Consider the following 14931-nt stretch of genomic DNA (forward strand, 5'->3'; position numbering starts at 1 on the left):
ATGTCCACATTTGACGAAATCGACCCCAGCGCAGCGCTACGCATCGGCAGCGTGCTCGACCCCGAATCCATTTGCAGCGACGCAGGCATCGCGACTGAAGGCGTCGACTTGGCGGGATATTGCTTATCCATCTGGACACCGTCAGGCGTCGCCGAAGCGTTCGCCAGCCTGGGAACAGCGGGGGCGCGCATGAAGCAGCAACTTGACGTACTCGAGTCGCATGACGGAACGGGCCGGATTGCACTGCTCGTCGTGCAGGCTGGAACGGCTCAGATTCGCATGGTCATGCCATTCGCCGACGAAGCCGTACAGAAGTACCTCGCCGACTGCTCCAAGCGCGGTCGCCTCCGTCTCTGGCTCGACAACGATGCCACGCAGAAGGTCAGCATCGTGGACCTGCCGGGCGGTGTGCGCGCGCCAGCATTGCTGAAGCGACTGATAAAGGAGGCCGCTGGCGATTCATGTGACCACCGCGCGCTGCTCGACCTCGGCCGTGCGCTACATCCGCTCAACGGCGTGCGGTCGCTGATTTCGGACGCTGCGGTGAACCAGGCCATGACGGTACTGGTGTCTCAGGACCTCAAGAACGAAATTGAAGGGGGTACGCTGGCTGGAGTGACAGTTGTGAGGCGGCGCTTGCACTGAACGAGCGGCTATCGGCACAGTCTTGCCACTGGGGAAATTCAAGAGGGGTGCGCTTCGGCGTACCCCTTTCCATTTCGGACACGACCATGCTGGAATGCCGAGATGAACTGACCATGTAGACCAGTCGACCGCTTCGCGGTGGCCTTGCCGGCCGCACCAAGCTGAAAGCTGACGCCCCAGATGGTCAGGCTGTATGACCTAGTCTTCTGGGTCGTAGGTAAGCAGCGTGACCTTGTATCCATCGTCCTGCACAAGCGTCTGTTCGTACAAGGAATCGGGCAGCGCGCCTTCTCCCTTGGAATCGTCAAGCCACCAGTGCGAATCAATTTCGTTCCAGTCGTCCATGCTGCTAGTGCCGAGCCGGCTTAGGCTCTTGGCAGGCAACGGCGAATCCTTCCGGACCGTCAACCGCGCGCTGAAGTACTCGCTGAAGTTGGTGTAACGGACCTTGTTCTCGTGCGAGAACACGACGGCATAGGCAAGCTCACTGCGCTCGATGATGCGGCGAATCGTCGACTCCATGCTTGTGCCAAATGCGTCTCGCGCCCGAATGACGTCGGCAAGGTCGAACTCGCGAGAGGGGCTGCATTCGCGGGCAAGCAGGGCCTGCGGCATGAGAAGCTCAGCGGAAAAGCGATTAGCTTCGAGCTCCCACCCAGCCTTTGTGGTCTTCAGGTCATCAGCTGAGCAATTGAAGGTTGCCTGACGATGCCACGGCAACAGGAAATGGCCCAGCTCGTGACCTATCGTGAATCTTTGGCGCGGTCGGGGAACGCTGGAGTTGTAGAAGATGTGTCCGTCGGACTTCTCGAGGTTTGTGATGAGCGTGCCTTCGAAACCAGTCGATTCAATCGAGGCAATCTTTGAGATACCTGCCAAGCGAGCAATTTCCTCGATGGGTACCGGGACCGGCATCTGAGGGTTCTGCCGCATGATTTCGGCGACGAGTTGTTCTGGCCGCGTGAGGTCGGCCAACTCTACAAGGTCAAGCTCCACCATCTCCCTGAATCCTCTTCTTCTTAAAGAGGTCCAGAGTTTGCTTCAAGACGGCCTGCTCGTCCTCCGAAAGCGACTTGAAGTCGCGAAAGAACTGATGAGCTTCTACGTCATCTAGAGATTCTTCGCTGTCGGCGTCCGCCAAATAGGTCAAAGGAACTGCGAAGTTGGCGGCTAGGCCTTTAAGTAGGTCCATTGAAGGGTTGCCACTCGCGCCCTTCTCAAGTTGCCAGATGTGAGTCTTCGAGACTCCCACTGCTGTTGCTACGTCCTGGAGCGATTGCCCCTTCCGAAGCCGAAGCTCCGCCAGCTTGGCACCAAGCGACATGCGCGTTCCCCTGCCTACAAACAGTTCTCAGTTGCGGAAATTCTAGTCTACGAACGATGTGTTCGCTGTAGTTGACAAGTAGAAATCGTTCATTTAATCTAACGATGCGTTCTTAAATCAGGCTCCCTGGCCACTGCAGTCCGCACGGCCGCCATCAGACTCAAGAGGTACCCTGCATGTCCATCGAACCTTCCGTTCATCAAGACGACGCCTCCAAAGGTAAGGAGAAGTCGTTCGACATCGTCATCAACGGTCAGCAAGAGACCGTGAAGGACAACCACCTGACGTACGAACAGGTGGTGCGCCTGGCCTTCCCCGGCGGGCCGTTCGACATCCTGTACTCCGTCACCTACGCCAACCCGCATGGCCATGACGGCACCCTGGCTCCGGGCCAGAAGGTAACCGTCAAGGATGGGATGAGCTTCAATGTCGTCAAAACCAACCGCTCCTGATTCGGCCCTGCAGCAGCTCGCCGCGGCCGGGTTCGATGTGGAGGTGCACCAGCAGCATCTGCTGGTGCACCAGGTGCCCTACGTCAACGAAGCCGGGGTTGTGAAGCGCGGTACGGTCATCTGCAAGTACGTGGAATCCGGCGGCCAGTTGCTTCCGCCGAATGCAAATCACGGCGACAGCCACCAGGTCTGGTGGCAGGGCGAGTACCCCTGCTATGCGGACCGTCGGCGCCTGGCCGAACTGGAAAACGAAAACCAAGGGCAGGAGCTCTTCCCTGGTTGCACCTTCAATTTCCGGTTCTCCAACAAGCCGGTCGGCGTGGACCACTTCCAGACGCATGTCGAGAAGGTGATGCACTACGTCGACCTGATTCAGGCGCAGGCCGGCGTTCTTGAGCCCTGGTCGCGTGCGCAGGCCGGTGGCGTAAAACGCAGCGAGGACGAGTCGGTGTTTCAGTACCCGGACTCGGCTTCGGCCCGCGCGGAGATTCTGATGACATCGGCCCAGCTGGCCATCGGGAAAGTTGCCATAGTAGGCCTGGGTGGCACGGGCAGCTATGTGCTTGACCAGTTGGCCAAGACGCCTGTGCCGGGCATCGAGCTCTTCGACGGCGACCTTTTCGAGCAGCACAACGCGTTCCGCTCCCCCGGTGCGGCCACCGAGGCCGAAATCGACGCGCGGCTGCCCAAAGTCGAAATCTATAAGCGACGCTACAGCGCGATGCACCGCGGCATCGTCAGCCATCCGTACTTCTTGGACGAGGCCAACGTAGCAGAGCTGGCGGAGTTCAGCTTCGTTTTTGTCTGCGTTGACCGAGCCGATGCTCGCCGCCTCATCTTCAGGTTCCTCCAGTCGCGCGGCATTCCGTTCGTCGACGTCGGCATGAACTTGCAGCAGGTCAAGGGTTCGCTGCGCCTCATCGGAAGCTGCCGCGCGACCCTGGTGACGCCCGAGCTGAACGACCATGTCGACAACAGCGTCCCGCTCGGAGATGGTGACGACGATGCGCTGTATCGCCAGAACATCCAGGTAGCCGATATGAACGCGCTGAACGCGCAGATGGCCGTGATGCTGTGGAAGCAGTACTGCGGGTTCTACCAAGCAGATTTTGCGACGGTGAACATGCTGTTCTCGGTCAACCAGAACATGCTTGCGAAGACGGTTGCTGGCCTCGGAGAGCGCGATGAAGGCTAGCGCTATCAGGCCGGAGTTCGTCGAGTTCATTCCGAAGCTTCTCGAGCCCGGCGTGCTGTATGTCAGCGAGAAGTACCGTACCGCCTCGCACCTCTGCGCATGCGGGTGCGGCGAGAAGGTCGTGACCCCTTTGTCGCCGGCGGATTGGCACCTGAGCATGGACGGCGGGAAGGTCAGCCTGCATCCGTCCATCGGCAACTGGAACTACGCCTGCAAGTCGCACTACTGGATTCGCCGAAACGCGATTTCGTGGGCGGGCGGCATGAGCAAGGGCCAAATTGAACGGGTTCAGGCACGGGATTTTGCCGACCGGGCAAGCCAGGTCGCGCAAATCAATCGTGAGCGAGATGAGCAGCGAGCCGCTGCATCGGGTGGCTTCTTCGGCCGGGTGCTGCGTACGCTGCGCCGGTTGCTGAAGCTGTAGTCAATGGAAGATGGCGTTCGCGCCAAGGAAGAAAGGGAATCTCATGCCGAAGAATGAAAAGACCTCGCCGAAGGTGGCGAGCACGGCTTCCGCAATCCTGCGCAGCACCTCCTCGACCAAATCCGAACGCTCGGTCGCCGGGAGCGCACTGTCTCAAGCCGGGTCCGGCCGGGTCACCTCGACGGCGGTTGCCACAAAGGCTGCGAGGACTCTCGACAGCACTCGAACGTCCCCCGCTTCGAAGTCCGTGGCAGGAAGCGTTCTTACGCAAAAGGTGAAGCGCTAAGTCAGCGCTTCGCGCTCAAACGAAGCCTCTGGAGAAGCTCATGAAAGACATCCGGCGCCAAGTTAGCCTGCAATGCCCTACCTGCGGCAAGACTGATTTTCAGTTCGACGAGCCTGAAGGCCCCAGTGGAATCGTCACCTGCGCATCCTGCGGCAGGCAGCTGCGCCGCGACGAGCTGGAGAGCTACAACTCCGAGCTCATTGAGGCCGCGAAGAAGGAGGTCGTCAGCGAAGCCAAGAAGGAGTTGGAGCAGATGATGCACCGGACACTTCGCGATGCATTCCGCGGCAACAAGTTCATCAAGATTCGATAAGCGATGACGTCCTCGGACTATGTCGCGCTGTTTGCGCTCGGCGTCTCGGCAGCCGCGCTGTTCATCACGTACCGGTTCAATGAGCGGCAGAAGAAGTTCTTCGAGAACCAAGAATTGCTCAACCGAACCTTGCAACGCAAAGAGGATGCAGAGGTCAAGGCATCCAGGCAAGCAGAACTCGACGCGAATTTCCTGAAGATTGGAACCGGGTACCGGCTTCGAGTGTTCAATCGAGGAAAGGCAGCGGCCAGGCATGTGCGTGTCGAGTTCGCAGATGAGAGCAGCGCAGACGATTTCATCTCCAGCGATGTCGAGCGCAAGTTCCCGCTCGAAGTCATGCAGCCACATGGTTCGGTGGACCTCATCGCCGCGGTCTCAATGGACTGTGCCAGCAAGTACTCGATTCGACTACTTTGGGAGGACGACCACAGTTCTTCGAATGAGCGGATGGTGTATCCAACAATTTGACGGCCTCGAACGCTACGTGGCGGTCAGGCAGAACGCAGCAAAAGGCGGGACGCAGCAGGACTCGAACCCACGAGGCCCCATGCTTCCCACCCAGTACTGCTTGGCGCTGCAGGCATCCAAGCCGAATTCTGTTTCGTCGCCGAAGCGATATATGCGGTGTAGGCCTTGCTGCCTCCCATTCCAAGTCTATGCGACCAGCGCCGGCCCCTGCTTGGACGCCGCGATTGCGGCCGTTGCAAGAAGGTTGGTCACGGTCCACCGGCATGCTGGACCACCGTGGCCAGCGCCTGGTGACGCGCCCCCAATTTCCACCAATCACGCGCAAATTTGCGCGTGATTGGTGGAAATTGAATGGAGACAACGACTAGTAGCGCCCGGATTGCTGTGCGCTCGAGTTCCGCCTGCGGGGCACTGGCGCCTCGGAGGTTTACACCTCGTATTTGTCACCCGACTGAGTGTGCTCGTCGGGCATTGCCCGCAGCTTGACCACCCCCGCGGCGTCGCGTACACAAGCCGTTTCAAGGGGGAGTCCAGCTTGGTTGCCGGCAATTTGGTCCTGCGGACGTTCTATGTTGACAGGGACCTCGACGATGCGATTTGCGCCTGTGACGAGCACTACCGTTTCCGCTTTGAGCTCTTTCGACGTTGGCTCGTCGCGGGAATGCGCTCGGCCGGCGATTGCGTCGAAAACGTCGCGCCTTCTGCCAGCGGGCGTCCGCCGGTCGTTCGCACAGTTTGGATTGATGCGCGGATAGATAGCCAGCTGCGAAGAGAGGCGTTTCACAGTGGCGACGCCAAAAATCTCATCGCGATGAAGTACCTACGGGTAGGCATGCAGGGTGCTCCGAAGTTGAAGCGCTTCGCTTTGGTCCAAACCCTGGCGAGCATGCCAAATGTCGGGAACGACGACGATTTTGAGCGTTCAAGCGGTTGAGCAACTGCTCGACGGCTGGGCCCCTTCTGTATCGGCAGAAATTGCATCTAAGTTGTTGTCGCAAAACGCTTCCATCATGTATGCGCAAATTTGCGCGTACATGATGGAAAACTAGCTGGGACAACGACTTAGCCGCGTTTGCGGGCGCCTTGTCCGCTCGCGAGTCGCCCTCAGGGCAGTGGCCCAACTCCTTGGCCGCGACGAAATCTGGACACCCCTGGCGGCCAGCCCAAGTCGCCCGCTATGGCCAGTTATGGGTCAAAAGTACAACTACAGAAATCGCCATAACTTCCCCGAGCCAGCCCGTCCGGCTCCGCAGGCCGACGTCTGCAATGCTGGGCCGCGGACATGCGTTATTCCCGCCGAACGTGGGCAAGCCTGTGGACAACCCGCCGACCAGCGACCTAAGTCCTTGTCGCCCGGCGACTCGTCACAAGTTGCCTAGAAATTGGGCACATCTCTGCCCCGCTTGAGGCCGGCCGGGAGCGAGCTCCGATTGCGCCTTCGCCGCGACGAAGCCATTTGGTGGGGGCGAGTCTATGGTTTCATCGAGTCAGGCGCCGATGTCTTGACTCTATGTGCGTCGGCAAGCCTGACCAGCCCTGGGTCCTTAGACCAACCGTTCCGCCGCGCAAATGGTGTATCGGTAGCCTGTTCAATCATCTTGCTGAACGAGAACCAGCACAGTATCCAATCGCGCTCACCGTCCTTGCTCAGCATCGCCTGCAGTTTGCTCTTGTTGAAGGACTTGCCATCTTTCGCTGTCTGCTTGTATGCCTGGATGTCGCTACTGACCTCATCTATAAGAGCAAGCAGGCTGCTGACCTTTTCGCTGAGCGTCATGCTCACCGCTGCCGAAGGCGGTGGCTCGACCGACGCCACATCGGAGTCGTTGGCTGCGCCGCCCAGTTCCGCCAGAACCATCTCACAGAGTTCGCCGTCCGCGGTCAACTGAGAGATGAGCCGAACAGCCAGCTTCTTTCGGAGCCGCGCTCCTCGCTTGGCCTCGAATGCAGCTTGGTGCGAGTCGCTCCTCACCTTCTTCGCCGGCAGCCTCATCTCGATGTATGCGATTTCCTGGAGCGACAGGCCTTGCTCCGCGAATGCTCGTCGGTCGCTTGCCGTCAATGCGCCGGTTCCAGCCGCCAGCGTGTGGTCGAGATACACGGGCACTCGGACCTCCTTCACCGTCGAACCAATCTCGACGTGCTGGAGCACTTTCTTGACCACATGAATCGGTCCTGGTCCGACGCCCGGCTGCAAGCGCTGATGCACCTCAACGTGAATAGGCTTGTGGGCCTTGGTAGGAGCGTTGGTTCTTGTTTTCGTGGATGTCATTGATTCGTTCGGGTTGGCTGCAATGACTTCGTATAGCAACTGCCGTTTTATTCATCGCGTCGATGCCCGATGGGCGATGTGGCGGTTGCTTCCACAGCGGCGCGGTGCTGCAACGTGGCACGCCTTGCGGGTGTGGCCGGGGGTATCGCCCGCGGGCTCATTTGCCATCCGCCGAAGCTCAGAGAGATGGACTACCGGCGATGCCGAATTGGCGGACGCCAAGGCGGCTCTGTCGCCGCTTGCGGCAGCACGGGGCGACGAAGGCCATCCTCCGAGAAACGATTGCCCAAGCCCCGGAGGGGTGGCCGCGGTAGCGTGCCAGGCCGGCGGTGAGCCGGACCGACGGAGCTGGGCGGTCAGCCTGGCTCCATGGGGACGACCCGGCGGCAGTGCCGACCGCCGAGTCTCCCGGTAGGGGGATGAGGCGGTCGGGGCTGGTAGCGCGGAGCGCTGACTCCCCGGCCGGGTCGTCCCCATAGGCGTGTCGCGGGTTCCGGCGGAACCAAGCACGCGTGTGGCCATCGACGGTGCACTCGTAGTGCCTATACCTCTGAAAGCGAGTGCGCTTTCGGAGACCGGATGACCAACAAAACTTCAAACATAGCGTGGCCCCAACGGGCCCCAACCCAGCAGACCGAGTCGGCGGCCGCGGTAGCGGCCAACCTCGCAAATTCGGTTGCAAACACTGATGTCGTAACTGCACCAGCGGCGACGAACCATCGCACGCAATATGACGATGCAACCGCAGCAAATCTCAGCGTGCGGTTGCACGCTGCCCCGCCGCGCAAGCGCAAAGCGCCCTCGGCTGAACCGCTAGCGAAATTCAGGTCGAAGGGCATTTCGACCTGGGACAAGGCGCAGGACTACGAGTGGGCTGCTACCTTTGCCGTGGGACATTTCGGGCTGATGAGCACCCGGCAACTGGGCGAATGGGTCTTCAGGGAGCTCGCTACGACGGGGGCTCGACACCGTCAAGCCCAGGCGCTGACCCTGAGGCTATGTGTCCAAGCTCGTGCCGGAAGCGTCGCGCAGCGCCTGGCTACCGAAGGCCATCGAGCCGTATTGCGCACGCTCGGCAGAAAGCGGGTCGGCAAGTGCTTCTACTACTACCTCAACGCGGCGGGGTTGCGGTACATGCAGATGAACTTTGGCCTGTCGCTGCCAGACGCGTCGAAGTCGCTGACGACGGCCAGCGACATGGCCAAGCGAAAGCTGGTCTTCGAGCATTGCTTGAGCTTGTACCGGGCCAATCCGGATTTGACCTTCGTCGGCCCCGCAGCGCTTGCAGCCGACGTCTATCGCAAACAGCACTCGGACCCGCTCGAGCGCGCGCTGCTGAGCTGTCTTGCCAACCTCTGGTGTGCCGTCGATGCGAATGGCCGAGCGACCTACACCTACGCGGCCGACCGGCCCGGTTCATCGAACGGTGTCAGCGTCGCCAACTATCGAGAACTCGCGAAAGCCGCGTCGCTCTTGCTCGGCCGCGACATTGGGATTGATGTCATTGGCCGCCGCATGCCGAACGGGGATAGCCTTGCATTGACCGACACGCGCCTGGCACGGGACATCGTGAAAGCTACCGAGAAGGAAGTCTTCCGGACGCCGGATGGGCACTACAAGGTGGAGAAGCTGGTCGCGTTCTTCGTCTCGCTCAAGCCTCATGCGGCGCGGCTGCGCGCGTTGATGGAACAGCGTCATGCTTGACCACATGTTGTCGCCGCTGATGCCAAATGCCCGAGAGTTGCTCGAACGGGTTCAACCCTGGCTCTTTGATGACGACTGCGCCGCCGACCTCGCATTGCTGCAGGCGGTGGGTGTCCTGGGCTCAATGCGTGAGGCTGAACTGGCGCTCTTCTTCCGCGGCAGCCTGGAGCCAGTCGAAGGAACGCAAGGCTACGGCGCGGAGCTCACCGTCGTCTATCCGGCATCCAACGGTCAGGGTGAGGTGACGAGTGACAGCGCGGTGCATGCGACCCGGCGCCGGTTGCGTCGACTGGTTGAGCGCAAGTTGCTGGCCGTGGCTACTGTTGAGCGCACGACTTCGGACCACCTGGCCGGGCGTTATTACTGGCTCACCCGCACCGGTGCGCGCTACGTTCTCGATGCCGGGTATCGAGTCCGCGGGCGGCAGAACATCGACAACATGAGTCACGTTGGCTCAGTGCAGGACAAGCATCGGCTGCTCGAGCAGCAGTACATCGTCGCGCGCCGTCTCGTCCAGCCATCGCTGCGGGTCTGGGGGGAGTACGCAATCCGCTCCGGGTTGGCCAGGCAGCCAGTGCATGCTGATGCGGGAACCAAACTGGCCACCATTCAGGAGCAGCTCCGGGCGATGTCGGGCGAGCTCTTTCTGACCCCCGAGGAGCTCAGGCGGGCAGGAGTCGCCGGAGCACTTGCCCAGCGCAGGCATTTCACGCGCAGGCCGGACGCGCTACTGCTGGACGAGCTGCCTGAACGAAGTCGATATCTCGAATCGACCGGCAATCACCCCGAGTCGAGGCCCCCGCGTGAGTTTGGTGACATCGAGTGGGTTGAAATCGAGGCCAGCAAGAAGGACTCGGTCACGCAGGCCAGGTCGTTCAACGGCATCTTCTACCTAGGTCGGATGCTCGACGCCACTCTCGAGCGTGGCCTTGTCACGAAGGTCTCTCTGGTCACGCGCAATCATCCGCACACCAATCTGCGAGCCAAGCTGCTCGATGCCTATGAGCGCTGGCGGGCGCGAGCCGATGTGGAGGCCATGTTGCAGAGGCACGCCCGGTTCACACCGGGATTTGACCCTGGGCGACTCAGCGAGCAGCTGTGGGTCGCCGAGTTGACGCAGGATGCGGAGCACCGCTTGACCAGCATTCGCATGGAGTCCGTCGCATCTATTGCCGTGCGCGAACGGCGTGGTGGGGGATGACCCAGTGGAACGTTTTCAACGTTGAAAACCGGGGCTGAGCAAGCTGCTGTGACCCGCAGCGCGCCTCCCTGTGCCCATAGCGCAGGCATCCTCCGCTGCAATGGCATTACCTACACGAGATGCCGCACGGAATTCCGGGCGGCTTCAAGGAAACCACTTCAGAAGAGGAAATGACATGGCAATCGGAACTGATGGGCGCTTCACGCCCAATGCGACCAAGGGGGCGCTCGAGCTGTTCTCCGCGACCGACATGGCTCGCGTGCTTCACAAGCTCGACTGCGGGCTGACGCGGGACCAGGTGGCGTTGATGACATCAGCCTACGAGCAGTTGTTCACACCGGCCACGGTTCGTCGCAGCCGCAATGGCTTAGTCCGAGAACGGCTGATGCGCAAGGTGCAGGAGGTGTTTACGTCGGCGCGGCTGGTGCAGCCCGTGGCGGCGGCCTGCGCTGTGGTCCACGACCAAGTGCTCGACGTACGCGACGGCGATTGGGCGGGGCTTAATGTCCGGCTGGCCGTCGCGCTCGGCATGGACCCCGAAGCAGCCGAATGCGCTCGCGCAGTGATTCAGTTGCGGCGCGAGCAGGGCAAGTGGGGTGAGGACGCCAGGTTTGCCGCCGAGCAGTTCACCGAGCTGTGGTCAAAGGCGGATGGCGCCGCGCTGGATGACGCCCGTGAGGTCGAGAGCATCCTGCGCGATGTCTCGAAGACCTGCATGGTCGTCGCCCAGAAAGGGGCTCTCGATGGATTCAAGGCTGCCGATGAGGGTTTGCGACGGGAGGCTGCAAAGCTCAGCGGGCGCCAATGGTCAGACCGTTCACCGGGTCGCCGCCAGTCGGCGACTCTCGCGCAACGCTAATTCATGGAAGCCCCTTCGGGGGCTTTTCATTTCGGCGAGCGTGCGATTGACTGCCTTCGCCTGGACGTACGTAGCCGGGCGGCGGCCCATAACGATGCCAGGAGCGCTTGCAGTGCGTGCAGGCCATCCGTCAGAGGCAACATGCCCCCGATTCAGCGCAGGCCTCGGCAGCAGGCCTTCTCGAAGTCCTCTCGTTTGAAGTAGAGCTGGCGGAAATTCCCGACCTTCTTTGGCGCCGGGAGGACGCTGTTTCTAATCATCCGGTAGACCGTTTTCCGACTGACGCGCAGCTCCAGGCACGCGTCCGCCATTGTCATCAAGTCAAGCTTGGGGCGCTCATCCGCCATCTTCGAACCCATCATTTGCTCCTGTTTGGTGTCCAGAAGCGGATAGCGATGCCTTTTATTTGCGTCACGGTTGAGGGCCCGTTCCGGTGTGCCCAGAGCTTTGCAGGCGTGCCAAATTTCGGCGTCAGTCAGCATTGAGCAGCAGCGCTGGTCGGCGGCGATGTCGCGCGGGCACCAGGCATCTGCGAATCGCACATCCAATTCGTGAACGCGAGGTAATCTCCAAAGCTGAAGCAAAACGTTGGTCAGGTTGAATCGGCACGGCCGGCCATGATGCACAACGCACGCGCCAAGCCCTGCCTATGGCGCGAGGGAGAAAACTAATGCTGACCAGAGACTTTCCACGCGTCCGCGAACGAGAAATTCTGCGTATTGCTGGCGAACTTGGCGGCGCCGACGCTGCCTCGGCTGCCAACTTGGCGCGGCACGAAGTGCTCAAGTGGGCAGCGACACAATTCGGCGCCCCGCTGCCCACCAACGCCTCCGAGGCAGATGCCTTCGAGATATTTCGTGGCGGTCGTACATGCATCGCAACAGGCTTGGTCGACGACCAGCGCACTTTGTGGGCGTTGCGGGTGGACCGTCCTGACGCCAACGTTGCGGAGCGTACTTGGACCACAGAAGTCACACTCGGCTACGCACCTGGCAACGGACGCGCCCTGTTCAGCCTGCGCCTGCTCGTCGGAACACCCGAAGAAGAGCTGCTCATCGAGCCTGCTGTGCCTGCGGTCCTACGTCAGGTCGCAACTGCCTGTGGTCTGTTACAGGGAGGCGTGCCGCTGGCCAGCGCCCCATGGACAGTGACCTCGGAACAGGACGCCGAAGACCTCGTTGAGCAATTGCTGCGTCCCAATCGCACCATCACCTACCTCGTATGCACGGTCCCCGACGGGGAAGTTTCACCGCTCATCAACGCGCCCGTGCTCGCCAAGGTCATGCTCGGCCTTGCCAGAGTCGTCATCGTTCCCTCCGCCCACACCTGGGTTTTGACTCGCCAACTCGGCAAGTCGCTATCTGTCTACAACGGTGCTGCACGCGCATACCTTCCGGGCTTCTCGCTAGACGCCAACCCCGTGGCGCACCGGCTCTTCCTCGTCAATTGGAAGCCCGGCGAGGACCGAGCCCGCGCGGCCGCTACGGCGCTGAGGTGGATGGCAGCCAACGAAAGTACCCGCCGCCTCCAATTGGGCTCGGATGTGCTCGCTTTCGCCGACGTGCGCCAGGCCAGCTTGGACCATGAACGCGAGCGCCTCCGCCAGAGCGGGAGTGCAGACAAAGACCAGTTGGTGGCGGCCCTGGCACAAATTGCGGCGCTCAAGGACGACCTGCGCCGCGCCGCCGATACCCAGCAATGGCTATCCGACGAGCACGCTCATGCCGAAGAGCGCGCGCAGACTCTTGAGCAGCAACTGCATGGCGCGCACGACCGCATCCAGCATCTGACCAACCAGATTAAGGCGCGGGGAGACGTGCCAGATACAGGCCTGCCCCTGCCCACCACCTGGGCGGAGTTCGCCAACTGGTGCGACCAGGTGCTGAGCGGCCGTGTTGCGCTTGAAGCAAGCGCGCGGCGGGAAGTTCGCTCTGCCCAATTCGAAGCCCCACAAGAGGCAGCACGCTGCCTCTTGTGGCTAGGTGACGAATACCGCGACTCGCGCATCAACGGCGGCGATGGCGACCTGCGCAAGCCAATCGCCGAGGGGATACACAACGACCGTTGCGGCGCAGACAGCTTCGACTACACAGGCAGTAATGGCCGGGTGACCGTGGAGTGGCACATCAAGAACGGCGGCAATACGCGAGACCCTCGCCGCTGCCTGCGCATCTACTACTACTGGGACGAGACCAGCCAGATGGTGATGGTGGTCTCCATGCCGGCGCACAGACGCACAGGTGCGACTTGAGCACCACAACGCGACTGCGCCAGTGGCGTTTGGTGAGCGTTTGGTGAGAATCGGGCTGGATTTGGCCGTCTGTGGCCCGATTTGACACAGTACACCATGGGGTCTTTCGCCGCCGGATGGTGTATAAAAGCAAAAGTCCTTGTGCGATAAGTTCTTATCACGCAAGGACTTTTTTGAAAACCCGCAGTGTCTAGAGCTTAGACCAACGGGCTGGATGGATGGTGCCGGCTATCGGATTCGAACTGATGACCTACCGCTTACAAGGCGGTTGCTCTACCAACTGAGCTAAGCCGGCACGGCTTCAAGAGCTGCGCATTCTATGCGCAAAAAACATCACTTCACGCGCTTGAGCGAGGGCCGTCCGCCGCCCGGGCCGGCCGGCGTGTCGTCGCCATCGTCACGGCCCTCGTCCTTCGCAGGCTCGGGCACCACCGCCGGCGCGGGCGCCGGTTCCGCCTGGCCGGCCAGGCGCAGGCCGCGCAAGGGCGTGGCCGGGCGCGGCGCGGCCGTAGCCGCGGGCGGCGTGACCACGGCATTGGGCTCTTCCGGCGTGGGCGCCGGGAAGGCCATGCCCTGCCCGTTCTCGCGTGCATAGATGGCCACCACGTGATCGACCGGCACGTGGATCTCGCGCGCCACCCCGCCGAAGCGGGCCTTGAACTGGATGAACTCGTTCCCCAGGTCCAGGCTGCTGGTGGCCTCGAAACCCACGTTCAGCACGATCTCGTTGTTGCTGACGTACTCCATCGGCACCTGCACATGGCGATCCACATGCACCGCGATATAGGGCGTGAAGCCGTTGTCGGTGCACCAGTCGTGCAAGGCCCTGATCAGATAGGGCCGGGTGGACGTGCTGGGCGCGCCGGCGGACGCGCCGCCATCAGAGTTTTGATCCATGCTGCGGCGGTGCCCTCTTACTTGCGCATGACCTTTTCGGACGGCGTCAGCGCCTCGATATAGGCCGGGCGCGAGAAGATGCGCTCGGCGTACTTCAAGAGCGGCAGGGCGTTCTTCGACATGTCGATGCCGTAGTAGTCCAGGCGCCACAGCAGCGGCGCGATGGCCACGTCGAGCATCGAGAAATCGTCGCCCAGCATGTACTTGTTCTTCAAGAAGATCGGCGCCAGCTGGGTCAGGCGATCGCGGATCTGCGAGCGCGCCTTCTCAAGCTGCTTGTCGGTCGCCTTGACGGCTTGCGAGCGGCCTTCCAGCACGTTCACATGTGCGAACAGCTCCTTCTCGAAGTTGAGCAGGAACAGGCGCACGCGCGCACGCGCCACCGGATCGCCGGGCATCAGCTGCGGATGCGGGAAGCGCTCGTCGATGTACTCGTTGATGATGTGCGACTCGTACAGGATGAGGTCGCGCTCGACGAGGATGGGCACCTCGTTGTACGGGTTCATCAGGGCGATGTCTTCGGGCTTGGCGAACAAGTCCACATCGCGGATTTCGAAGTCCATGCCCTTCTCGAACAGCACAAAGCGGCAGCGGTGCGAGTAGGGGCAAGTGGTTCCAGAATAAAGCACCATCATGGCGG

General features: G+C 61.4%; 17 protein-coding genes and 1 tRNA gene. 11 read left to right on the plus strand and 7 right to left on the minus strand.

Features of this window, described 5'->3' with window-relative positions:
- A complete protein-coding gene (locus PFX98_RS01255; RefSeq protein WP_285233352.1) occupies positions 1–645 on the plus strand; it encodes a hypothetical protein in 645 nt (214 codons plus the stop codon).
- Between the two features lie 198 nt (positions 646–843).
- Here the strand turns inward: PFX98_RS01255 and PFX98_RS01260 are convergent, their stop codons facing one another.
- Both PFX98_RS01260 and PFX98_RS01265 read right to left on the minus strand, forming a co-directional pair.
- Positions 844–1644: an ImmA/IrrE family metallo-endopeptidase gene (locus PFX98_RS01260; RefSeq protein WP_285233353.1), complete on the minus strand. Its 801-nt coding sequence runs from the start codon at positions 1642–1644 to the stop codon at positions 844–846.
- Positions 1631–1969 carry a helix-turn-helix domain-containing protein gene (locus PFX98_RS01265; protein WP_285233354.1) on the minus strand — a complete coding sequence of 113 codons (339 nt, stop codon included), beginning with the start codon at positions 1967–1969 and terminating at the stop codon, positions 1631–1633. Before PFX98_RS01265 ends, PFX98_RS01260 begins: the two co-directional genes overlap by 14 nt.
- A 176-nt stretch (positions 1970–2145) precedes the next feature.
- Here PFX98_RS01265 and PFX98_RS01270 point away from each other — a divergent pair, with 176 nt between their 5' ends.
- The 6 genes from PFX98_RS01270 to PFX98_RS01295 all read left to right on the plus strand — a co-directional run bounded on the left by PFX98_RS01270 (position 2146) and on the right by PFX98_RS01295 (position 6041).
- Complete coding sequence (locus PFX98_RS01270; RefSeq protein WP_285233355.1) at positions 2146–2421, plus strand: multiubiquitin domain-containing protein; 276 nt, start codon at positions 2146–2148, stop codon at positions 2419–2421.
- The gene (locus PFX98_RS01275) at positions 2396–3616 is read left to right on the plus strand and encodes a ThiF family adenylyltransferase (protein WP_285233356.1); all 1221 of its coding nucleotides are present in this window, start codon (positions 2396–2398) and stop codon (positions 3614–3616) included. Before PFX98_RS01270 ends, PFX98_RS01275 begins: the two co-directional genes overlap by 26 nt.
- Positions 3606–4040: a ubiquitination-like system serine protease family protein gene (locus PFX98_RS01280; RefSeq protein WP_285233357.1), complete on the plus strand. Its 435-nt coding sequence runs from the start codon at positions 3606–3608 to the stop codon at positions 4038–4040. Before PFX98_RS01275 ends, PFX98_RS01280 begins: the two co-directional genes overlap by 11 nt.
- A gap of 326 nt (positions 4041–4366) precedes the next feature.
- Complete coding sequence (locus tag PFX98_RS01285; RefSeq protein ID WP_285233358.1) at positions 4367–4639, plus strand: ECs_2282 family putative zinc-binding protein; 273 nt, start codon at positions 4367–4369, stop codon at positions 4637–4639.
- Positions 4640–4642: 3 nt separating this feature from the next.
- Positions 4643–5107, plus strand: a complete 465-nt coding sequence (locus PFX98_RS01290; protein ID WP_285233359.1) for a hypothetical protein — start codon at positions 4643–4645, stop codon at positions 5105–5107.
- Between the two features lie 535 nt (positions 5108–5642).
- Entirely contained in the window at positions 5643–6041 is a 399-nt protein-coding gene (locus PFX98_RS01295) for a hypothetical protein (protein ID WP_285233360.1), read from the plus strand.
- Positions 6042–6578: 537 nt separating this feature from the next.
- Here PFX98_RS01295 and PFX98_RS01300 read toward each other — a convergent pair.
- Positions 6579–7418 carry a hypothetical protein gene (locus tag PFX98_RS01300; protein ID WP_285233361.1) on the minus strand — a complete coding sequence of 280 codons (840 nt, stop codon included), beginning with the start codon at positions 7416–7418 and terminating at the stop codon, positions 6579–6581.
- 540 nt (positions 7419–7958) lie between these two features.
- On the opposite strand from PFX98_RS01300, the gene PFX98_RS01305 reads away from it, so the two are divergent.
- The 3 genes from PFX98_RS01305 to PFX98_RS01315 all read left to right on the plus strand — a co-directional run bounded on the left by PFX98_RS01305 (position 7959) and on the right by PFX98_RS01315 (position 11143).
- The gene (locus tag PFX98_RS01305; RefSeq protein ID WP_285233362.1) at positions 7959–9083 is read left to right on the plus strand and encodes a hypothetical protein; all 1125 of its coding nucleotides are present in this window, start codon (positions 7959–7961) and stop codon (positions 9081–9083) included.
- Complete coding sequence (locus PFX98_RS01310) at positions 9076–10284, plus strand: hypothetical protein (RefSeq protein ID WP_285233363.1); 1209 nt, start codon at positions 9076–9078, stop codon at positions 10282–10284. The genes PFX98_RS01305 and PFX98_RS01310 overlap by 8 nt, the downstream gene beginning before the upstream one ends.
- Positions 10285–10459: 175 nt before the next feature.
- The gene (locus PFX98_RS01315) at positions 10460–11143 is read left to right on the plus strand and encodes a hypothetical protein (RefSeq protein WP_285233364.1); all 684 of its coding nucleotides are present in this window, start codon (positions 10460–10462) and stop codon (positions 11141–11143) included.
- A gap of 152 nt (positions 11144–11295) precedes the next feature.
- On the opposite strand, the gene PFX98_RS01320 is transcribed toward PFX98_RS01315, so the two are convergent.
- Positions 11296–11685, minus strand: coding sequence for a helix-turn-helix domain-containing protein (locus tag PFX98_RS01320; protein WP_285233365.1), 390 nt, complete (start codon positions 11683–11685; stop codon positions 11296–11298).
- A 128-nt stretch (positions 11686–11813) separates the two neighbouring features.
- Here PFX98_RS01320 and PFX98_RS01325 point away from each other — a divergent pair, with 128 nt between their 5' ends.
- Positions 11814–13394 carry a hypothetical protein gene (locus PFX98_RS01325; RefSeq protein ID WP_285233366.1) on the plus strand — a complete coding sequence of 527 codons (1581 nt, stop codon included), beginning with the start codon at positions 11814–11816 and terminating at the stop codon, positions 13392–13394.
- A gap of 219 nt (positions 13395–13613) precedes the next feature.
- Here PFX98_RS01325 and PFX98_RS01330 read toward each other — a convergent pair.
- The 3 genes from PFX98_RS01330 to PFX98_RS01340 all read right to left on the minus strand — a co-directional run bounded on the left by PFX98_RS01330 (position 13614) and on the right by PFX98_RS01340 (position 14926).
- Positions 13614–13689 (minus strand) — tRNA-Thr (locus PFX98_RS01330).
- Between the two features lie 38 nt (positions 13690–13727).
- The gene (locus PFX98_RS01335) at positions 13728–14291 is read right to left on the minus strand and encodes a ClpXP protease specificity-enhancing factor (protein ID WP_285233367.1); all 564 of its coding nucleotides are present in this window, start codon (positions 14289–14291) and stop codon (positions 13728–13730) included.
- Between the two features lie 17 nt (positions 14292–14308).
- Entirely contained in the window at positions 14309–14926 is a 618-nt protein-coding gene (locus tag PFX98_RS01340) for a glutathione S-transferase N-terminal domain-containing protein (protein WP_195793978.1), read from the minus strand.
- Between the last annotated feature and the right edge of the window lie 5 nt (positions 14927–14931).

Origin of the sequence: Paucibacter sediminis, from assembly GCF_030254645.1 — a bacterium.
Lineage (GTDB): Bacteria > Pseudomonadota > Gammaproteobacteria > Burkholderiales > Burkholderiaceae_C > Paucibacter_B > Paucibacter_B sediminis.